The 20,677-nt window shown below is 33.5% G+C and carries 19 protein-coding genes; 14 read left to right on the forward strand and 5 right to left on the reverse strand.

Going from position 1 to position 20,677, the window contains the following annotated elements; all coding sequences use genetic code 11:
- The first annotated feature begins 84 nt into the window (after window positions 1-84).
- Together ED556_RS12240 and ED556_RS12245 are read left to right on the forward strand one after the other, a co-directional pair.
- On the forward strand, window positions 85-2,010 hold the full coding sequence (locus tag ED556_RS12240; RefSeq protein WP_296324225.1) for a hypothetical protein: 1,926 nt from the start codon (window positions 85-87) through the stop codon (window positions 2,008-2,010).
- An 86-nt stretch (window positions 2,011-2,096) separates the two neighbouring features.
- The gene (locus ED556_RS12245) at window positions 2,097-2,627 is read left to right on the forward strand and encodes a hypothetical protein (RefSeq protein ID WP_296324228.1); all 531 of its coding nucleotides are present in this window, start codon (window positions 2,097-2,099) and stop codon (window positions 2,625-2,627) included.
- Window positions 2,628-2,682: 55 nt separating this feature from the next.
- Here the strand turns inward: ED556_RS12245 and ED556_RS12250 are convergent, their stop codons facing one another.
- The 5 genes from ED556_RS12250 to ED556_RS12270 all read right to left on the reverse strand — a co-directional run bounded on the left by ED556_RS12250 (window position 2,683) and on the right by ED556_RS12270 (window position 8,634).
- Window positions 2,683-5,430 carry a TonB-dependent receptor gene (locus tag ED556_RS12250; RefSeq protein ID WP_296324232.1) on the reverse strand — a complete coding sequence of 916 codons (2,748 nt, stop codon included), beginning with the start codon at window positions 5,428-5,430 and terminating at the stop codon, window positions 2,683-2,685.
- Window positions 5,431-5,471: 41 nt separating this feature from the next.
- On the reverse strand, window positions 5,472-6,353 hold the full coding sequence (locus ED556_RS12255) for a GLPGLI family protein (RefSeq protein ID WP_296324235.1): 882 nt from the start codon (window positions 6,351-6,353) through the stop codon (window positions 5,472-5,474).
- Between the two features lie 90 nt (window positions 6,354-6,443).
- Window positions 6,444-7,277, reverse strand: a complete 834-nt coding sequence (locus ED556_RS12260; protein WP_296324238.1) for a GLPGLI family protein — start codon at window positions 7,275-7,277, stop codon at window positions 6,444-6,446.
- 109 nt (window positions 7,278-7,386) lie between these two features.
- The gene (locus tag ED556_RS12265) at window positions 7,387-8,244 is read right to left on the reverse strand and encodes a GLPGLI family protein (protein WP_296324241.1); all 858 of its coding nucleotides are present in this window, start codon (window positions 8,242-8,244) and stop codon (window positions 7,387-7,389) included.
- A 3-nt stretch (window positions 8,245-8,247) separates the two neighbouring features.
- Window positions 8,248-8,634 (reverse strand): hypothetical protein, encoded by a 387-nt coding sequence (locus tag ED556_RS12270; RefSeq protein WP_296324243.1) that lies wholly within the window; start codon window positions 8,632-8,634, stop codon window positions 8,248-8,250.
- Between the two features lie 127 nt (window positions 8,635-8,761).
- On the opposite strand from ED556_RS12270, the gene ED556_RS12275 reads away from it, so the two are divergent.
- The 12 genes from ED556_RS12275 (at window position 8,762) to ED556_RS12330 (ending at window position 20,677) form a co-directional block, all read left to right on the forward strand.
- Complete coding sequence (locus ED556_RS12275; protein WP_296324246.1) at window positions 8,762-10,303, forward strand: HAMP domain-containing sensor histidine kinase; 1,542 nt, start codon at window positions 8,762-8,764, stop codon at window positions 10,301-10,303.
- Window positions 10,296-10,979, forward strand: a complete 684-nt coding sequence (locus ED556_RS12280; protein WP_296324249.1) for a response regulator transcription factor — start codon at window positions 10,296-10,298, stop codon at window positions 10,977-10,979. The genes ED556_RS12275 and ED556_RS12280 overlap by 8 nt, the downstream gene beginning before the upstream one ends.
- A 66-nt stretch (window positions 10,980-11,045) precedes the next feature.
- On the forward strand, window positions 11,046-11,840 hold the full coding sequence (locus ED556_RS12285) for a hypothetical protein (RefSeq protein ID WP_296324252.1): 795 nt from the start codon (window positions 11,046-11,048) through the stop codon (window positions 11,838-11,840).
- A 3-nt stretch (window positions 11,841-11,843) separates the two neighbouring features.
- Entirely contained in the window at window positions 11,844-12,458 is a 615-nt protein-coding gene (locus ED556_RS12290) for a deoxynucleoside kinase (protein ID WP_296324255.1), read from the forward strand.
- A gap of 82 nt (window positions 12,459-12,540) precedes the next feature.
- Window positions 12,541-14,154: a glutamate synthase-related protein gene (locus ED556_RS12295; RefSeq protein ID WP_296324258.1), complete on the forward strand. Its 1,614-nt coding sequence runs from the start codon at window positions 12,541-12,543 to the stop codon at window positions 14,152-14,154.
- A gap of 3 nt (window positions 14,155-14,157) precedes the next feature.
- Complete coding sequence (locus ED556_RS12300) at window positions 14,158-14,904, forward strand: hypothetical protein (RefSeq protein WP_296324260.1); 747 nt, start codon at window positions 14,158-14,160, stop codon at window positions 14,902-14,904.
- Window positions 14,904-16,133, forward strand: coding sequence for a sodium:proton antiporter (locus ED556_RS12305; RefSeq protein ID WP_296324263.1), 1,230 nt, complete (start codon window positions 14,904-14,906; stop codon window positions 16,131-16,133). Before ED556_RS12300 ends, ED556_RS12305 begins: the two co-directional genes overlap by 1 nt.
- Before the next feature lie 5 nt (window positions 16,134-16,138).
- Window positions 16,139-17,056, forward strand: a complete 918-nt coding sequence (locus ED556_RS12310; RefSeq protein ID WP_296324265.1) for an adenylate/guanylate cyclase domain-containing protein — start codon at window positions 16,139-16,141, stop codon at window positions 17,054-17,056.
- A 28-nt stretch (window positions 17,057-17,084) separates the two neighbouring features.
- Window positions 17,085-19,034, forward strand: coding sequence for a thiamine pyrophosphate-binding protein (locus ED556_RS12315; RefSeq protein WP_296324266.1), 1,950 nt, complete (start codon window positions 17,085-17,087; stop codon window positions 19,032-19,034).
- 1 nt (window position 19,035) lies between these two features.
- Entirely contained in the window at window positions 19,036-19,245 is a 210-nt protein-coding gene (locus ED556_RS12320) for a hypothetical protein (RefSeq protein WP_296324268.1), read from the forward strand.
- Window positions 19,246-19,247: 2 nt separating this feature from the next.
- The gene (locus ED556_RS12325; RefSeq protein ID WP_296324269.1) at window positions 19,248-19,649 is read left to right on the forward strand and encodes a hypothetical protein; all 402 of its coding nucleotides are present in this window, start codon (window positions 19,248-19,250) and stop codon (window positions 19,647-19,649) included.
- Window positions 19,649-20,677 (forward strand): Rieske 2Fe-2S domain-containing protein, encoded by a 1,029-nt coding sequence (locus tag ED556_RS12330; protein ID WP_296324272.1) that lies wholly within the window; start codon window positions 19,649-19,651, stop codon window positions 20,675-20,677. The genes ED556_RS12325 and ED556_RS12330 overlap by 1 nt, the downstream gene beginning before the upstream one ends.

Raw genomic sequence — 20,677 nt, forward strand, 5'->3', positions numbered from 1 at the left:
GCCTTCTCAATGGAGAAGGCTTTTTTGTTTTATACGCAACCATTTCTATCTTTATATATCTTATAAGCACTAAATCAACTATTTATGAATTATTCTAAGACATTTTCTAATCCAGGTATTTTATTTATTGTTTTAATCACTGTCCTATCAATTCATAGTTGTGATGATGTAGAAAGTATAGGCGTTACACCTGACCCGGTATTTGTATCGAATGTGGATTTAGAAACGTTTTCAGATAATTTTGGCTCTGATATTCAACGAGACTTTTTAGGTACAATTGTAGATACCAATAACAATCCTATTGCTGGAGTTTCTGTAAGTGTTGGTGGCTCTAATGCCACAACTGATAACAATGGTGTTTTTATTATTAGAGATGCTAATGTTCAATCGAGATTTGCTTATGTAAAAGCTGAAAGAGCTGGTTATTTGAATGCCTCTCGTTCGCTAGTGCCAACTACTGGCACTAACAAAGTGTTCATTATGATGTTACCAGAAAACAATGTGGGTACAGTATCAAGTGGCACTCAAGAAACTGTTAGCTTATCTAACGGTACAAGCGTTACACTTAACGGGAATTATGTCAATGAAAATGGAGAAACGTACTCAGGAAACGTTAGTGTTATTATGCATTATCTTAATCCTGATGATGAAAATATGACACAGCAAATGCCAGGTATGTTGTATGCCGCCAATGCCGATAATGAGGAGCGTATATTACAGACTTTTGGAATGCTTGCTATAGAACTTCGTGGTGATAGCGGTGAAGATTTAAATCTTGCTAACGGTTCAGCCGCTGAAATTTCTGCGCCAGTACCACAAAGTTTATTAAACGATGCTCCAGCAACAATTCCGTTATGGTCTTTCAATGAAGAATTTGGGGTTTGGGTTGAAGAAGGTACTGCCACATTAGATAATGGTAACTATGTCGGTACGGTTACACATTTTAGCTTTTGGAATTTCGATATCCCTTTTGATGGTACAAATCTTTGCATAACTTTTGTTGATGAAGACACTAATCCCTTATCAAATTTAAATATTAGAATCACAAGCCAAACAATAGGTTCTGGCGGTGGATTCACTAATGAAGATGGTGAGGCATGTGGACCAGTTCCAATTGGAGAAACACTTGAGTTAGTAGTAAGTATAGTGGATGCATGTGGAATTAATGAGATATTTACATCCACCATAGGACCTTTTAATTCAGATTCCAATTTAGAGATTATTATTCCTAATTCAGCCCTAGTAGACTTGACCATTGAGACCGTTAAAGGAAGATTTGCTAATTGTAATCAAGAGCCTGTTACTGATGGTTATGTTAAACTATCTTATGGGAGTATTGAAGTTGCGGATATGGTTACAAACAGTGATTTAGGTAACTTTGAAATTAATTTTGTTAGATGTAACGAGTCCAATGAATTTACATTAACTGGGGTAGATTTCACTACATCACAATCTTCAGACATTATTGCTTATAATTTCTCTACACCTTTAACAGATGTAGGCTCAATCGCCGCTTGCAATGACTATGCTTATAATTATATAACTTTTCAAGTAGGAAACTATCCTCCAATACAACAAATTGAAGCACCATTTCCTATAAGTTTAAATACAGATAATAATTTTGGTTGTAGTGATGGAGACATATTTGGTGCTGGGTTTTTTATACTATCATTCTCTCCATTTGAAATGCACTTAGATATTAATAATTTTAATGGTGTCGGTACCTATAATGGAGATGATGGTATGGGCGATTTTAACAGTTCTGATTCTTTCGCACAATTACGAATAACCAATATGATTCAATTAGGTAATGGGATTTCTCAATCAAGAGGATTAAATTTTGTTGGAACAGCAGAAGTTTTAACCTTTGGTGAAGTTGGTGAGATTGTTGAAATTTTAGTCACGGGCACTATAGATGTATTCGAAGCCATGCCTGGTATTGGTAATGATATATTAGTTGAAGATAATGTTCCGATAACTGGGTTTATGCATCTAGTAAGAGATAATTAATAAAAAAAAACTTCTCCATTGAGAAGGCTTTTTTGTTTTATACGCAACCATTTTAATATTTATGTATCTTTTATAAAATCATCAGGATGAAATCATCATTACCACTATTAATTCTGATACTTTGTATGTCGCTCTTGACCTCTTGCGAGAGTGAAGAAAATACATTTAATAGAGAGTTTATCACTTTCACAATCAATGACGATTATACTTACACCCTAGAAGTAACTCAAACTCAAAATGACAGTTGTGATTTACTACTTAGTATCAATAATGATTTAACCGTTGTAAATAACAATTGTAGTTTTGATGATAATAGCCTTATAGATTTTAGAATTACAAATTTTGAACCTGCTCAAGACATCGACATTCAACTTAACGGTAGTTTTGCTGGAGGTGAACTCGAAGCTATACTAGGATTCCGTATACCTTATGAAGGCTCTCAAGGTATCATAAATCCTACTCTATTCATGATGGTTAACGGAAGTTTAAATGTTTTAAATTCTGGATCAGTTAACGAATTTATAGATTTTGAATTTAATGGAGAGGCATTAGCTCCAACATTTAGTTCAGAGTTATTTTCAGTCTCATGTACTGCTCATATTCTAAGAGATGAATAATAAAAAACCTTCTCCATTGAGAAGGCTTTTTTGTTTTATATAACGTCTTGATATTTTACAATGTATAAATCGCTCTAAATGTTATAAATCGTGGCTGTAAAAATGTTGCCGAGTTTATTACAGAGAAGTTGGTAACATTGTTATTAATATTAGCATCAATATTAAGTATGTTATTTGCTCTAATTTCAAACTCCCATTTCGCATCTCTATCTTTTCTATAACCTAAACGCGCACTCCATGTTTGGAATGATTCAGAGGTACCATCAAAATCCTGATTCGTATATGTGTAATCTGTTACAAAAGTTACAGAATCCCAGATGTAAGCGTCAAAACGTATCGATGGTGCATTTCTAATAACCTTTGTACTTCTTGTACCTTGATCTGTATTAGACACAGAATACGAGTATCTAAACCTCACGTTTGGTGCTTCTCTAAAATTAGTGCGAATCTCAGGTCTGTAAGTTTGTGTAAATGTTTCATTGGCAGATTGTCTACCTTGAATAAACTGATTACGTAAACTATAGTTGAAACTAGCCTGCATTGTACCTCTTATTTTTCCAAAAGTACGTTGCCAGCGTCCGAAAGCTGTAAGCGTCTCATCAGCAAATTGTGAGTTAAAAAATGTATTAGTACTAATCACGTTATTAAAATTAGCTAATGATCGGATTTGATCAATATTTTTGTTGTAATTAATACTTGCTATAACATTGGTGTAATTAAACAAGTTGAAACTTCTGTAGAAAAGCGATAGATTATGAGACAATCCGTTTTGTAACTCTGAATTACCAAAAGAGAGATTATCAAAACTGTTAAGCACAATGCCTTCAGCAAGGTTAGTAACATCTGTAAATTGGTTAGACATTCGGTAATTAAATTGAAGGCTTTCTGACTTTTTAAACTGCACTCTAGCTTCAAATTCTGGTAATACTCTAAAGAAATTATCTTCAAACTTATTTCCAAACTGAATATTTTGGTTCCCATAGGCATGTAAAGACACTCCAGGTCTAAAGGTAAATTTACCTGTGCGCACATTGTATCTAGTACCTACATATATATCGCTAAAATTATATTGTGTATCATTTATTAAACCTAATGGATTTCCATCCAAATCATTAATTGTTGGTGTTGGATCTAGCGTATTACCATTATTTAAAAACTGGAAAATATTAGAATTATAATCTTGACGACTAAATATGGTTCCTAGCGTAAAGCTGATATTACTTTTTGGATTCAGAATATTGTAATAGTCTAGTTTAGCATCTAACTGGTTTGTTTTTACGTTTTGATTTTGATTTAGATTATAAAAGTTCAAGCTCGTATCCAAACCTAATTCCTCAGCAGTTCCGTCGTAGGCATCTTCATTAGGTGTGCCATTATTTGTTGGGTCATTATTTAAAATAGCATTATAAAATGGGTCTTCATCACGGATCAAATGTTGTGCTTCAAGAGCAAAAATGTTGTTTTCATTTAGTGTATAGTAATAATTTAAGTTTTGATTAATACTAAAAGGTGTTACCTCGTCTAATTGTGATGTTGTTCCAATTACAGATGAAATTTCAGTTTGTCGTTCTTCGTCTTTAGATAATCTTGCTAATACATCGTAATCTAATTGATTATTTGGGTTAGGCTTATATGTTGCACTTAGCTTTGCTAATCCTTGATCTGAAGCCTCACGACCAGTGTTAATTGTTTCTTCGTCTGGGATTCCTAAATCAGAATCTGTATATCTAATAAAACTCTCTTGACGTGTTGTTAATCGTGTTGTATTATAAATTAAGAACCCACTTAAATCCAATGCCTTATTCGGTGAGTAACTAAAGTTAGTTGCTAATAATTTAGACTCCACCTGTTGCGCATTTTGGGCCGTTGTTAATCCGCTTAGACCATTATTTCCTAAGTTAAGATTAGTACCGCTATCTCTACTTGGTGCTCTAAAACCGCCTCCAAAATTTCGTACATCTCTATTGGATAATGCTGGTTCTCCAATATTATTTAAATCTCCAATAACATTAACACTATACTTTGGACTGTAATAAAATAATTTAGGTTGAACCAAATATAACTCGTCATTTGGAGATGGTGCAGCTCCTGCTCCAACAGTAACATCACCAAACCAGAAATTTTCTTTTCCTTCTTTAAGTTTAATATTAATGGCTACACTATTCTGGTTATTTTGTACGCTTCGTAATTGACCTACTTCAGAAAAATTACGTAATACTTCGACCTTGTCTACTGCATTTGACGGAATATTATCTGTTGCTAGTTTAGAATCACCATCAAAAAAATCTTTACCATTTACGGTGACCTTTTGTACGACGTTTCCTTCTACTTCAATTTGTCCATTATCGTTAATTTCAACTCCAGGAAGTTTCTCAAGAACATCACCAAGTTTTCGTTCAGATCCGTTTTTAAAAGAATCTGCATTGTAGATAATAGTATCACCTTTAATGGTAACTGGCATTTCATAAGTAAGTTCTACCGCATCTAAGGCATTGTCGAGTTGCATTGTAAAATCGCGATTGATATCTACTTCTTTAGTCTCTAAAATAAAATCGATAGTCTTCATACCAATGTATGTGACTTGTACTTTGTACTTACCATTTTTACCTAAAGCCAGTCTATACTTACCGTTACTATCTGTAATTCCGTAGGATTCTAATGCACTGGTAGCTTGATTTATAGCAATGACATTGGCGAGCTCTAATGGTTGACCTATACTATCTTTTACAACTCCAGATAGTTTAATTTGAGAATAGGATGTTAGAGCTACTATCATTGCGAGTAGCGTAAATATTTTTTTCATGTTTTGGTTTGTTAATTTTGGATTGCGTTTATTAATGCATCTTAATTTCTTCCTCGACCACCGCGTCTTCCTCGATACATACTACGCATTTCTTCCATTTTTTTGGTTGTAATTTCTGTGTATTCTTGTTGCGTTACAACTTCCCCTTTTACAGGTTTCTTAATATTGTCTTTTTCTTTAGGATTCATTACAATCTTAGTGCATAAAATTGTAGTTCTGTCAGCATTAACTTCTAAGATTAAACCTGGTAAACCCCAATATTCGTCAGGCCCTTGATTAATTGGAATTTGCGGTGTATACCAAGCAACAACTTCGATAGTTTCTGGTATTTCTATCTCATCCATTGGGTCGTCAGATTTTTCCGTTTTTGTAGAATCATTCTCTTTTTTTCTATTTTCAGGATTTCTTCGACGCATGCTCCTCCAATCAAAACCAGTAACCTTTTTTGAGGCTGTAGCTTTGAACACAGTATAGTTTCCTATCTGTTTTGTTTCTGTTCCCATTTTCCATTCGAGATTTGACAACTCATCTGTAATTAAAAACTGTTTTCCAAAGAATTCTTGATCTTGAATCATCTCTTTAGATTTTACATTCTTATATCGTGGCCCACCAGTAAAACTGCTAGCAAATCCGCCCCAACCACCACCAGAGTTTCCTGCTGCTAGAGTTTCTTCTTCTTTGTAAATTGACTCTTCTTTATTGAATGTTAAGACATATTGCTTTTCTAGAAATTGCTTCATACGTTCTTCCCATCTCTTCATTTGCTCAGGGCTTACTTGTCTATTGCCTGCAAATTGACTCATGTCTACTGTCGTTTTGGATTGATAAAACGCTTTACCTTGAAACGATTGACTGAAGACGCTAGTACTCACACTAAATAATAATGCTAATCCTAAAAATTTAATTGTAGATAGTAGTTTCATTTGTTATGGTTTAATCTTAATGTTACAGCATTAAGACTATCGAAATAACGAAAAGTTAAATGGTACTTTGTTAAACTTGAGTTAAAGAAATTAACCTCTACGTCTTCCACCTCGATTATTTCTAAAATCTTTCATTTTTTCTACTATGGTTGCCTGATAATCTAGCTTATTAATTTCTTCGCCGCGTTTAGGAGCTTCAATCTTAATAGTCTCTTTAGGATTGATTACTATTTTAGAACAAAGCATGGTATTATTATCAGCACTTATCTCAAGTATTAAACCTGGTAAACCCCAGAATTCTGACGGCCCATGATTAACTGGTACTTGAGGTGTATACCACGCTTCAACTTGAGTCATTTTGAGTTCTGGCTCTATTGCATTACCAAGAGAATCGACTTGTGGTTCTTGGCGTCTTAACTTATCCCATGAAAAATTATACCAGGACAACTCATCCGAGGGAATTAAAGCCATGGCTTTAAAACACGTATAGTTACCAATCTGTTTGGTCTCAGACCCCAATTTCCAGTCAATCTTTTGTAGTTTATCTTTTACCAGAAACTTTTTCCCATAAAATTCTTGAGTTTGAACCAACGCCGTGTCTTTAACGTTTTTGTATTGATCTCCTTGAGCAAAGTTTTTTCCCCAAGAATCCGTGGCACCAGACATAGCATCTAATTTCTCATCTTCCTTAAAAAAGGATTCTGTTTTATTAAATGACAATACATATGTTTTTTCTAATCGATTTTTCATACGCGCCATAATCTGCTTCTTTTGAGCTTCACTAAATCTTGCACCCCAACGACCTAAGTCCATTGTTGATTTAGAAAAATAATATGCTTTCCCAACAAACTCTTGTGCTGAGCTTTGAAATGATACAGAAAAAAGAATACAAATGATTCCGAGTTTTAGAGTAAGTGATTTCATGGTGTTACTTTTTATTAGTATTGTTTAACAAAAATAATTAAACATTAAACAAAATAATCTTGTTTATAAAAACATTAACACCCAATCACTTATTTAAGCTGTTTCTAAATTAGCCTCCAATTCGAATTTCGATACCTTCTCCTCTACGATTACCTTTTCTAGGGGCAAAACGTTCCATCATCTCCTTGCGTTTCTTCTCCATAATCTTTTCATATTCTTCTTGATTAATTTCTTTGCCTTTTTCAGGTTCTGAAATCTCAATCTTTTTCTCCGGGTTTAAAGTTATCTTACTACATACAATTTGCTGCTTTCCTGCTGTAACTTCTAAAATTAATCCAGGAAGTCCATGGTAGTTTCCTGGCCCACTGTTTATTGGAATTTGAGGTGTATACCAAGCTATAACTGTTTGAGTCTCTGTTTTAGTTTCTGTATCAGAAGTTTCATCAGAATCATCATTAGCACTAAAGCTAGAGTTACTTACAACCTCTATATCTCTAGTGAAGGTTGCTTTAAAACATTGATATTCTCCTATATATTTTGTTTCAGATTCTAACTTCCACTCTATGGGTTGTAACTCATCTTTAACCAAAAATATCTTTCCGTAAACATCTCTTTGGTCTGTAAATCGTTTGTCTTTGGTATTCTTATATAAGATATCACCACCGCCACCATCGCCAACTACCATAACTTGAATGTCTGAACTCCCAACTTGAGGTGGTGCTAATGTTTCATCTTCTTTATAAACCGAAGCTTCTTTATTAAATGATAGTTTGAATGTTTTTTGAAATTGTTTTCTTAACATCTCTTGCATCTGCTTATGCATTTCTGAGTTTACCTGGGTACTATCTAGCTTTATATCAAAAGCTCGACTTGTTTTGTACACCGCAACTCCTTGAAAATCTTGTGCATATGCGTTAGTAATTACTAACGCAATGCCAAGAACAATAACTCTAATTACTGTTATCATGATTTAGTTTTTTGATTGATAATATTTAATTGCTGCTTTTCGCAGTTTTTTAATACTCTTAATAAAATTTTCCCTGTCATCAGTATTTCCTTTAATCTCGTAAGTCATACTCGCTTTTAGGCCATTAGTCATTTCTTCACCATTACATTTAATCGAAAAAGAAAGATCTTCTCCGGCACCAGTCTCATCGATAAGTTCTTGAATATCTTCAATGGTAAAGGTAGATTCTAATTCCTCTTGCGAATCCACTTCTACTTCAATTTTAATGTCGGTAGTCTTAACTTCTTTCTCTACCTCAACGACTGAACCAGAAATATTAGATTGGGCAAATGTTGTTCCTGTTGCAATAAATGCTAATACTGCGAATAATTTTAATACTGTTGTTTTCATAATATACATACGTTTTTTGATTAGTACACTACAAATATGACAACACTGAGTCTACTTTTCAGTTAAGCAACGTTAACGTGTGTTAACCGATTGATAGACTTTAAATATTTAGGTCTACTTTTGAAACATGAACGATTTAAGGTACAGATATATATTATATGCAATTACCATAGTCATTATAACTACTATAGGCATACAGGTCTATTGGAATTATAATAACTACCTTAATAATAAGCAGCAATTAATAAATGATGTGCAAGTAAGTTTGGATAAGGCTGTTGATGACTACTATTCAAATTTAGCTATGGAAACTAAAGTTGGATTTTCTTTTGAACAAACATCAATGGATTCAATATTTAATGATGATAGTGCGTTTACAAATCTACTTAAAAACATTGATGAGGAAAATGGTATAATTAAGAGTATAGATTCAGTAGATACAAGTAAAATAAAAAACTTAACTGTATTTAGAGGTCTTAGCGCAGACTCTTTAATGGACGACTTTAAACGAAAAAACAACCCAATTCGAATTGATTCTTTTAAAAATACTGTAAAGGAATTAAAACATAATAACACATCACTTGACACTTCTGATATTGAGTTATTATCTACAAAGATTTTTATCTCTATAAAAAATGACTCCTTAGATGTTAGAGAGGTCAATAAATTGCTAATGGAGGATTTTAAAAGAAAAAAAATTGATCTTGATCACCATTTAGCGTATTACGAAGAAAAGCCAGATAGTATAACGACTGCTATGTTTAAGAAAATGAAGAAAAACTTGCCTAAAGAAGCGTTCGAATATTACGATTTACAGGTTGAGTCTAAATCTAATTTTTTACCTCAAGGTAGTTTATTAAAACTTAGCTTCGCAAATGAAACTTTTAATATCCTTAAAAGAAGTTTAAGCGGTATTTTATTCTCAACTCTGCTTATCCTAGCTGTTATTAGTTGTTTGTTTTATCTTCTTAAAATAATTAATAACCAAAAGCAACTGGCAGAAGTTAAAAACGATTTAATAAGCAACATTACCCATGAGTTTAAAACACCAATTGCTACTATTGGCGCTGCTTTAGAAGGTATTAACAATTTTAATGTAATTGAAGATAAGGAAAAGACAAAAAAATATATTGATATGTCTTCGAATCAACTTACGAAGTTGAATATTATGGTAGAAAAACTATTAGAAACCGCAACTCTTGATAGTGATAGTCTTAATCTAAACAAAGAAGAAATAGATATTGTTGCGTTATTAATAAGCTTATGCAATCGATACCAAATGCATAATCCGAATAAAGTTATACAATCGAGCTTTAAAGTTGAAAGCCTTAGTGCAACTGTTGATATTTTTCATTTTGAAAATGCCATAAATAACATTCTAGATAACGCCATTAAATATGGTGGTGATATTATTACTGTAGATTTAATCCCAAATAAAAGCAGTTTTAATATCAATATTTCTGATAATGGGGCAAGCTTAACCAAAGCTAATAAAGAACAAATTTTCGAAAAATTTTACCGTATTCCTAAAGGTAATCAGCATGATGTAAAAGGATTTGGTATTGGGCTTTATTATACCAAAAGTATTTTAGAAAAACATAATGGAACTATTCATCTAGATTTGAATAATAAACTAACCACCTTTAAAATAGAACTACCTAATGGCTAATCCGATAAAACTATTACTAGCGGAAGATGAAGCCGCTTTAGGGCAAATTATAAAAGAGAGTTTAGAAACTAGAAATTTTGAGGTTCTACTCTGTGATAATGGTGAAAAAGCCCTCAAAACTTATAATAGTGAACAACCCGAAATTCTAGTCCTTGATGTAATGATGCCAAAAAAAGATGGTTTTACATTAGCTAAAGAGATTAGAGAAATTGATGATGCCATACCTATCATTTTCCTTACTGCAAAATCACAAACACAAGATGTCGTTGAGGGCTTTACTATTGGAGGTAACGACTATTTAAAAAAGCCCTTTAGTATGGAAGAGCTTATTGTTAGGATTCATAATCTGGTGAACCGCACTCGTTTGCAGAAAACCTCAGAGGTTTTATCAATTGGCAATTTTACTTTTGATTTTCCAAAACAACTTCTAACTTATAAAAACGAAGATGCTTTGCAACTTACACATCGTGAAGCACATCTTTTATTTCACTTAATAAAGAATAAGAATAGCGTCTTAGATCGCTCAATAATACTAAATAAGTTATGGGGTAATGACGACTTCTTCACAGCTAGAAGCATGGACGTGTTTATCTCTAAACTCAGAAAAAAATTAAAACAAGACGACAGTATTCAGATACTAAATGTAAGAGGTTTTGGTTATAAACTAACAGTTTAAGCATATACTTATTTAAATTTAATCACGTTAAAAAAGTGGTTCAATTTTTGTACTTTTCAAGTCACTATGCAACGCTTACAGTATCTTTTGTTTTTTATATCAATCTTTGGCTACACACAAAATAACATTAGCCTGCACATTGAAGATTCGCTAAAAATTTCGGCAGACAAAGTTTTTGGCGTTGATACCTTTGGCACGCTTTATTACTCAGATAATAATCAAAGTTTTTATAAAAAAACGGCAGACACTACTATTAGTTATGCCAATTTTCAATTAGGAAAAATCACGTCAGCTAATACATTTAATCCGTTAAAAATAAACCTATTTTATCAGGATTTTAATACTGTTGTCATATTAGACAATCGTCTTGCGGAAGTATTTAAAATTGATTTTAATACAATTCAAGATTATAAAAACGTATCACTTGTATCTACTGGTTACGATAATACCATATGGTTGTTTAATCAAGATTTACAGCAGTTAGAATTGTTTGACTATAGGGATAATTCTACTCGGGTAAGAACAGTTCCAATTCAATCTCAGATATTAGATTTAAAAAGCGATTACAATTATTGCTATTTACTTACAGAGGCGTATTTATATGTCTATAATTACTTTGGAAGCCTAATTAGAAAAATTGAAAATCAAGGCTTTTCAGAAATGGCATTTAGTAAAGCAAATTTGGTTCTAAAGCGCGATAATGGTGATAAAAGCGAGTTGTTTTTACTTAAAAAAAATAGCGATCAAATTGTAGCAGTAAAAAGTAGCGATTTGTTAATAAATCAGTTTTTGGTAACGAATGAAACCTTGTATATTTACAACGACGAAAAGCTACGTCGCTACCAACTAAAATTTCAATAGATTATGCATGTTGCTATTGCCGGAAACATTGGCGCAGGGAAAACTACGCTCACAAAATTACTAGCAAAACACTACAAGTGGGAAGCTCAACTCGAAGATGTAGTTGACAATCCTTACTTAGATGATTTTTACAATCAGATGGAGCGCTGGAGTTTTAACCTACAAGTCTATTTTTTAAATAGTCGTTTTCGTCAAGTAAATCAAATTCAGCAAAGCGGGAAAGATATAATTCAAGATAGAACTATCTATGAAGACGCATTTATATTCGCTCCAAACTTACATGCTATGGGCTTGATGACTAATCGTGATTTTGAAAATTATTCTTCACTTTTTGAGTTGATGGAATCATTTGTAAAAGGCCCAGATTTGCTAATTTACTTACGCAGTTCTATTCCTAATCTAGTTGCACAAATCCACAAAAGAGGTCGCGATTATGAAAACTCAATAAGTATCGATTACCTAAGTAGACTTAACGAACGTTATGAGGCTTGGATAACCAAGTATACTAAAGGAAATCTTCTTATAATAGATGTAGACAACTTAGATTTTGTTGCAAATCCAGAGGATTTAGGTGGTATTATTAATAAGATTGATGCTGAAATTCACGGTCTATTTTAGATTGCACTTCCTAGTTCTGTAAACTCTGTCCTTCTTTTTCGTCAAAAGATTGTAACTTTAGTAATCAACTAAAATCAATCTTATGTCCAAAAAAATTGAAATTGCCAAGGTTTCAAATCTAAAAGACAAACAACCTACTTACGCCTTAGTTAACAACACAGATTTAGTAATTATTAAACATGAAAAGGGTATTTCTGTACTCTATGGTAGATGTCATCATCGTGGTGCATTATTATCTGATGGGCATATTGATGGTAAAAACCTAATATGTGGAGTTCATGGCTGGGATTATCGTTACGATACAGGAATTAGTGAATATAATAATGATGAACAACTACATAAATTTCAAGAGTATATTGAAGGTGACGCAATTTTAATAGATGAATCTGAAGTCAAAGCTTTCGAAATAAAACATCCACAACCATTTAATCGCGAAGATTATCTTGGCACTTATGCAGATACACATCCAGAAGACACAGAACCTTATACTGGCTATATTAAGGAACTAGCTAAAAATGGTTTAAAAAACATTGGACATCATGGTTTTTCTGCATCAATGGGTGTTGACAGAAACACTTTACCAAAATGGGCAGATATTCAATTTTTACCAGCGCAATTAGCTACACGACCATTATTAGATCATGAGGACGTTGCTACCAAAGTAATAATAGGACCTAATGCAAAGAAACCTCTTGAATTAGACATCCCCATTTTTGTTAGTGATATGAGTTTTGGTGCTCTGTCTCGTGAGGCCAAAATTGCATTAAGTAAAGGTGCCGAAATGGCAAAAACAGGGATTTGTTCTGGTGAAGGTGGTATGTTACCACAAGAACAAGCCAATAACTCTAAATATTTTTACGAACTAGCTTCAGCACAATTTGGTTTTTCTTGGGACAAATTAGATAATATTCAGGCGTTTCATTTTAAAGGAGGTCAAGGTGCTAAAACTGGAACTGGCGGACACTTACCTGGCAATAAAGTAAGTGCTGAAATAGCAGAAGTACGAGGCTTAAAAGAAGGTGAGGCAGCTATATCACCTGCAGCAAATCCAAACTTCCATACTGTTGATGATTTTAAAGAATTCTCTGCAAAAGTAAGAGCGCGAACCGGCGGTATTCCAATAGGTTTTAAAATTGCAGCTAGCCATATTGAGAAAGATATTCAATTTGCACTAGATGTGGGTGTAGATTATATCATACTTGATGGTCGTGGCGGCGGAACTGGTTCTGCTCCTACTATTCTAAGAGATAACATTAATGTACCTACAATTCCTGCTTTAGCTCGAGCACGAAAATATTTGGACAAGGTTGGTGCTACTGATATCACTCTAGTTATTACTGGTGGACTTCGTATTGCTGAAGATTTTGCAAAAGCGATGATGATGGGCGCAGATGCCATTGCCGTATCAAATTCAGCATTACAAGCAATAGGTTGTTTAGGTATGAGAGCTTGTGGCACAAATAATTGTCCTGTAGGTATAGCAACTCAAAAAGAATCTTTAAGAAGTAGATTAATTATAGACTCATCGGCGAAGCAATTGTATAATTATTTTGATGCTACAAACAATTTAATTAAGGTCATTGCAAGGTCCTGTGGTTATGACAACATTTCGAAATTTAATCAAGATGACCTATCGACCTTTGATTTTGAAATGCACAAACTTACTGGTATTAATTACGCAGGTATTACGCCTTAAAATATGATAAATACAATGCATTTGGCTGCGCAATATTTAGCGACTGCAGCTATAAGTTTTATTCTTAAAAAAAACGATGATAGTCATACAAATTTAGGATGGAGAAATCATACATTACTTACGCATCCTTTTCCTAATGGAGATGCTTTAGGTTTAAACTATGAGAATTTTTCATTAGAATGGATTACACAAAATGGAAATAAAGAACATTTTCTATTAGATGGAAAGACGCATCAAGACATTATAAGTTGGATAAGCAAAACAAGTTCAGTTTATATCGTAGAGGTTCCTTACAATTATAACCTGCATTATGACCTGCCATATGAGGAAATTAATACCGAAACACGGTTTGAATTAGCCAACCCAGAAGCGCTTAACGCATTAATTAAACAAAGAGATGTCGCACAACGTGTAATTAGTCAAATTCTAAAGTCTAATGCATTACACAGTAGTGTCAGAATTTGGCCTCATCATTTTGATACTGGGGCATTTACTATTGTAAACGATAAATTAGCTATTGGTATTGGCTTGGCTATACCCGATACTTTGATTGATGATTTTTATTTTTATATCAGTGGTTATAATGGACATGATGCTGTTGCGTTAGACTTTAATGACAATACACCTCATGAAGATTATTACTCTAATGGATGGAAAGGTTTTGCTAAGCCATTAAGCGAGCTCAATGAAGAGTCTGCTATTGCATTCTGCCAAATGGCTATTGATACTTATATAAATTCGGTAAAATAATGTTTGAAATATTTGTAGTTATTATAGCGCTTTCTGCATTTCTAAGTTATTTAAATGCAAAATTCTTAGAGCTTCCAGAAACTATAGGAGTAATGATACTTTCTATAATAGTATCTTTATTATTTGCAGCAAGCTACTTTATAGATAAAGCATATTTTAATCAGGTTACCATTTTTGCAAGAAGTATCGATTTTAAAACGATTCTGTTCGATTTTCTATTGGGCGTTCTTCTCTTTGCAGGTGCTATTCATGTTAACCTAAAAGTGCTTTTAAAAGAAAAACTAACAGTAATCATTTATGCAACATTTGGTGTGTTAGTATCAACATTTATGATAGGTACTATATTCTATTACGCTGCATCACTTATTGGCCTAGAGATAAGTTTTTTATACTGCTTAGTGTTTGGTGCTTTGATTTCACCCACTGACCCAGTCGCAGTTTTAGCATTGCTAAAAAAAGCAGGAGCTCCAAAACATATGGAAATAAAAATTATTGGTGAGTCATTGTTTAATGATGGTGTTGGCATAGTAGTTTTCCTTTCAATATTATCTCTTGCATCTATGATGCATGAGTTTAACATATCTCATATTTCTGCTGAGTTTGGAAAGGAAGCTGGTGGTGGATTTATAATAGGCTTTATTCTTGGTCATTTGGGAAGAGCCTGTATTAAAAGTGTAAATAAAGAAGCTATAATCGCTGTTCATATTTCGTTGGCTATTGTACTTGGCGGATATATATTATGTAACATGCTTCATGTATCTGGTGCAATTGCAATGGTTGTTGCAGGTCTTATTATTGGTAATAGCCTACAAACAAGTAATCTTTCAGAAGATTTAAAAAATCATATGACTGTTTTTTGGAGAGTTTTAGATGAAATATTCAATGCAGTATTATTTGTCCTTATGGGTATTATAATGATAACATTAGATTTTAATATCTATCATCTATTATTAGGAATAGTATCGATCTTTTTAGTGATTCTATCACGATACGCAACTATACTACTATCTAATTTATTTCTTAAAAAGACGCATAGAGCAAATAAAAATGAAGCGCTAATTTTAACTTGGGCTGGATTACGAGGTGGTATTTCTATAGCATTAGCATTATCGCTTCCTGAAGGCGAAGTAAAAGACATTATAGTTTATGCAACATATGTGGTAGTGGTCTTTTCGATTATTGCCCAAGGATTAACTGTAAAACAATTGGTCATTAAATTATTAAAATAGAATACGTGGAACTAGCATCGCATAAAGTCAATTTATTTAAAGAAAACATCACAATTGAATGTACTTCTGAAAATACTATTTTAGAAGCAACACTAGCCAATCATATTAACCATACACACGCTTGTGGTGGTCAAGGAAAATGCTCTACGTGTCGAGTAAGTGTTATGGAAGGCATTGAGCATTGCGGTTCAAGAAACGATATTGAACAAAAAATAGCTTCGATTTTAAACTTTCCTTCAGAAATTCGTTTGGCTTGCCAGACAAAAATAACTGGTGATATTGCCATAAGAAGAATGGTTTCTGATAAATTAGATATGGATATTATTTCAGAGCAATTTTCTGAAGACTCCAACAGTGCTATTGGTAGTCAACAAAAAGTAACCATTGTATTTACAGATATTGTTAACTATACATCTTTTGCGGAAAGATTTCCACCTTACGATATTGTACATGTACTAAACCGATATTATCGCATAATGAACAACGTAATACAAAACCACAACGGACTTATAAGTGATGTTGCTGGTGATGGTATTTTAGCTGTTTTTGGTATAGATGGTGATGATGAAAATTCAGTTTTATGTGCTATTAAAGCCATTGGTGAAATGAACGTAAAACTAGATTCGTTCAACAAATATTTACTTGATAATTTTAATACTAAATTTGGTATTAGAGCTGGAGTTCACTACGGAAATGTTATTGTTGGCCCTTTCGATACCGGTGCGATGAAAAAAACTGCTGTTATTGGCGATAATGTCAATTATGCCAGTAGAATAGAAACTTCAAACAAAGAATTTGACACACAATTATTACTTTCTGAAGAAGCTTATAATCAAGTAAAAGACAGCTATCCAAATTATAACACCTACAAAACCGAATTAAAAGGAAAGACAGGAGTTTATAATCTATATGAACTCATCTAACTAAAATCTATTACAACCAACAAATCAAATGGAGAAAAAAATCATCTGGCATAAAGTACTAAACAACAAAAGAGAATTACCTGAAGGTCGTGTAAAAACAGTAACTGCAGACCATAAAGGCATCTGCTTAACACATTTTAAAGGCAAGTTTTCTGCTTTAGATAATCGTTGCCCACACCAAGGTGGACCTCTAGGAGAAGGCTCAATAGAAAATGGATTATTGCGTTGCCCGTGGCATGGTTGGGATTTTGACCCTTGTACTGGCAAACCTCCTGGAGGTTATGATGATGGTATTGATACTTTTCCTATTAAAGAAGAAAATGATGCCATTTTTGTTGGTCTTGAAGAAGAAGAACCTCACGAAACCACAGTATCAGATATCATGGCAGAAACCATGATAAATTGGGGCGTTACTAAAGTTTTTGGTATGGTTGGGCATTCCAACTTAGGATTTGCAGATGCTATGAGACGACAAGAAGAAAAAGGAAATCTTAACTTTTATGGTATTCGTCACGAAGGTGCAGCAGCTTTTGCAGCTTCAGCTTATGGAAAGTTAACTGGTAAACCAGCAGCATGTTTTTCAATTGCTGGTCCAGGAGCAACTAACATGTATACTGGTCTTTGGGATGCTAAAGTAGATAGAGCTCCTATTTTGGCCTTAACTGGTCAAGTGAAGACACAAGTGGTTGGCACAGGAAATTTTCAAGAGGTTGATTTAGTACAAGGATTTAATACTGTTGCAGAATTTAATCAGCGTGTACAACGTGATAGTCGTCACGCTGAGTTAATGTCTTTAGCAGTTAAACATGCTATTTTAAAACGTGATGTTTCTCATTTAACGTTTCCAGATGAAGTTCAAGAACAAAAGGCAAAACCACATGTTAAAGCCAAAGGTCCTAAAAACAGGATTACAACCTTAGATATTGCGCCTCCAAAAGAAGCTGTAAATGATGCTATAGAACTTATTAAAAAATCTAAGCGACCAGTAATTATAATGGGTCATGGTGCACGAGCTCATAAAAAGGCCGTGGTTAAATTTGCTGAAAGTCTAAATGCAGCAGTAGTAACAACATTTAAGGGTAAAGGGCTTATTGCAGATAATCACCCACTTGGTGGTGGCGTTTTAGGACGAAGCGGAACACCAATTGCTTCTTGGTTTATGAACGAAAGTGATTTGCTTATTGTATTCGGAGCTTCTTTTTCGAATCATACAGGAATTACACCTAAAAAGCCTATTATTCAAGTTGATTTTGACCCATTAGCATTGAGCAAATTTCATCAGGTAGAAGTAGCTGTTTGGGGAGAAATATCAAGAACATTAGAAATTTTTGAAACTGAATTAAATGGCAAATCCCAATCTATAGACCAACGCGATGAAATTGCAGAACGTTGGCATATTTGGAAAACCGAAAAAGCAAAACGTCTATTAGAAACTTCTGATACAGGTATCAGCTCTATTGCTGTATTTGACACCATGAACAAACTTACTCCTGATAATGCAGTAATGTGTGTTGATGTTGGTAATAATGCTTACTCATTTGGCCGCTATTTTGAACCTACAAATCAAGATTTCTTAATGTCTGGGTATTTAGGCTCTATTGGTTTTGCCTTACCTGCTGCCATTGGAGCTTGGGCTGCGGTAGGAAATTCCAGACCAGTAATTGCTGTGGCTGGTGATGGTGGTTTGTGCCAATATTTGGCAGAGATTACCACACTTGTAAAGTATAATATGCCTGTTAAATTAATTGTTCTTAACAATCATGAATTAGGAAAAATATCAAAAGAACAGCGTGCTGGAGAGTTTGACGTATGGAAAACATCTTTATCTAATCCAAACTTTGCTGAATTTGCTGAATCTTGCGGTGCTTGGGGAAAACGTGTAGACAAACAAGAAGATTTAGAAGCTGCAATGAAAGAGCTGTACGAGCAACCAAAAGCCGGAGTATTAGAAATTATAACTGATGTTAACTTAATATAAAATGGAAACTGTTATCAATATTTTTTTAACCTTTTTAGGAGTTTACTTTTTAATTGGGATTCTCTTTGGAATATTCTTTCTTTTTAAAGCTCCAAAGATTGACCCTTTAATGGCAGATAGTAAAAAGAAAGTACGTTTTCTTTTGTTTCCTGGAGTGATTGCCACTTGGCCATTTTTAATTGGCAAATTGTTTAAATCTAAAACTGCATAACTATGACATCTGGACAAAGAAAAGCACATAAGATTATCTGGCTAGCATTAGTTGTTGTTATTCCAGTTTTTATGTTTTTTTCAATTAAAGGTTTAAATTTTGACCAAGCTAGAACTTCGACATTAGCTGAAATTGAAGAATCTAAAAGCACTATTTTAAAAGCAACTGAAAACGACCTTATTAAGACTAATTTATACAAAAGTCATATGGAAGTAATTCTAAAAGCTCCTTTGAAAACTGCTTCTGCGATAGTTTATGAAGTAGATACAGAAGGAAAAAGAGGAAAATTGCTAGGACAGTTGAAGGCCGTAGGCATTTATAAATTCAATATTACAGATTTACCAAACGGTATTTTGGTATATGACAAATTAAAAGATATAGAAATCACCAAACTTAAATTTTAATGGCATTAGATTATAAACTGGTAATTTGGAATTCATTTAAAAAGCAATACGATAAGCTTATTGTAGCAGGCATGTTACTTTATATCATTGTATTCGCAGTACTTACTTTCGTTTTTAATTCCGAAACAAGTGTAGAAACGCTTATAATAAGAGCATTTGGTTCTTTGGCCATAATCATGTTACATATTGTTTTGGTAATTGGTCCTTTAAGCAGGCTAAACGAGAAGTTTCTACCTATTTTATACAATCGAAGACACTTAGGAGTTAGTATGTTTTTGGCAGCTTTTATACATGGCGGATTTTCAATGTTTCAGTTTCATGCTTTGGGAGATGTAAACCCTATTTATTCTGTGTTCACATCTAATATGGACTATAACTCATTAAGCAATTTTCCATTTCAGGTTTTAGGTTTTTTGGCATTGCTTATTTTGTTTGCAATGGCCGCTACAAGTCATGATTTCTTTTTATCGAATCTTTCTGCTAAAGTCTGGAAGCGCCTACACATGATGGTGTATTTAGCTTATGCTTTAATTATAGCTCATGTCTTCTTAGGTGCTTTTCAACAAGAAGCATCTCTGTTTTCTGTAAGTCTGATGGCTCTAGGGTTTATAACAATAAGTAGTTTGCATCTTAGGGCAGCATTTAAAGAACGTAAAATTGATAGAGCAAAAACTATTGTTGAAGAAGGCTGGTTAGAAGTTTGTTCTATTGATGATATTGAAGAAGATAGAGCAAAGATATTTACTGTAAACAAAGAACGTGTCGCTATTTTTAAATACGATGGAAAGCTATCAGCAATACATAATGTTTGTAAGCATCAAGGCGGTCCTTTAGGCGAAGGAAAAATTATTGATGGTTGCGTTACTTGTCCATGGCATGGCTATCAATATTTACCTCATAACGGGCAATCACCACCACCTTTTACAGAAAAAGTAGCTACATATCAATTAAAACTGAAAAACGACATTGTTTATATTAATCCCGAGGCTCTTGCTGAAGGTACCGAAGTTAAACCCGTAGATATTTAA

The organism is Winogradskyella sp., from assembly GCF_003712105.1.
Lineage (GTDB): Bacteria > Bacteroidota > Bacteroidia > Flavobacteriales > Flavobacteriaceae > Winogradskyella.

Excerpts from the sequence above, each read along its gene's own strand:
- ED556_RS12240 (WP_296324225.1), top strand. The coding sequence starts at position 85 with ATGAATTATTCTAAGACATTTTCTAATCCAGGTATTTTATTTATTGTT.
- ED556_RS12245 (WP_296324228.1), top strand. The coding sequence starts at position 2,097 with ATGAAATCATCATTACCACTATTAATTCTGATACTTTGTATGTCGCTC.
- ED556_RS12250 (WP_296324232.1), bottom strand. The coding sequence starts at position 5,430 with ATGAAAAAAATATTTACGCTACTCGCAATGATAGTAGCTCTAACATCC.
- ED556_RS12255 (WP_296324235.1), bottom strand. The coding sequence starts at position 6,353 with ATGAAACTACTATCTACAATTAAATTTTTAGGATTAGCATTATTATTT.
- ED556_RS12260 (WP_296324238.1), bottom strand. The coding sequence starts at position 7,277 with ATGAAATCACTTACTCTAAAACTCGGAATCATTTGTATTCTTTTTTCT.
- ED556_RS12265 (WP_296324241.1), bottom strand. The coding sequence starts at position 8,244 with ATGATAACAGTAATTAGAGTTATTGTTCTTGGCATTGCGTTAGTAATT.
- ED556_RS12270 (WP_296324243.1), bottom strand. The coding sequence starts at position 8,634 with ATGAAAACAACAGTATTAAAATTATTCGCAGTATTAGCATTTATTGCA.
- ED556_RS12275 (WP_296324246.1), top strand. The coding sequence starts at position 8,762 with ATGAACGATTTAAGGTACAGATATATATTATATGCAATTACCATAGTC.
- ED556_RS12280 (WP_296324249.1), top strand. The coding sequence starts at position 10,296 with ATGGCTAATCCGATAAAACTATTACTAGCGGAAGATGAAGCCGCTTTA.
- ED556_RS12285 (WP_296324252.1), top strand. The coding sequence starts at position 11,046 with ATGCAACGCTTACAGTATCTTTTGTTTTTTATATCAATCTTTGGCTAC.
- ED556_RS12290 (WP_296324255.1), top strand. The coding sequence starts at position 11,844 with ATGCATGTTGCTATTGCCGGAAACATTGGCGCAGGGAAAACTACGCTC.
- ED556_RS12295 (WP_296324258.1), top strand. The coding sequence starts at position 12,541 with ATGTCCAAAAAAATTGAAATTGCCAAGGTTTCAAATCTAAAAGACAAA.
- ED556_RS12300 (WP_296324260.1), top strand. The coding sequence starts at position 14,158 with ATGATAAATACAATGCATTTGGCTGCGCAATATTTAGCGACTGCAGCT.
- ED556_RS12305 (WP_296324263.1), top strand. The coding sequence starts at position 14,904 with ATGTTTGAAATATTTGTAGTTATTATAGCGCTTTCTGCATTTCTAAGT.
- ED556_RS12315 (WP_296324266.1), top strand. The coding sequence starts at position 17,085 with ATGGAGAAAAAAATCATCTGGCATAAAGTACTAAACAACAAAAGAGAA.
- ED556_RS12320 (WP_296324268.1), top strand. The coding sequence starts at position 19,036 with ATGGAAACTGTTATCAATATTTTTTTAACCTTTTTAGGAGTTTACTTT.
- ED556_RS12325 (WP_296324269.1), top strand. The coding sequence starts at position 19,248 with ATGACATCTGGACAAAGAAAAGCACATAAGATTATCTGGCTAGCATTA.
- ED556_RS12330 (WP_296324272.1), top strand. The coding sequence starts at position 19,649 with ATGGCATTAGATTATAAACTGGTAATTTGGAATTCATTTAAAAAGCAA.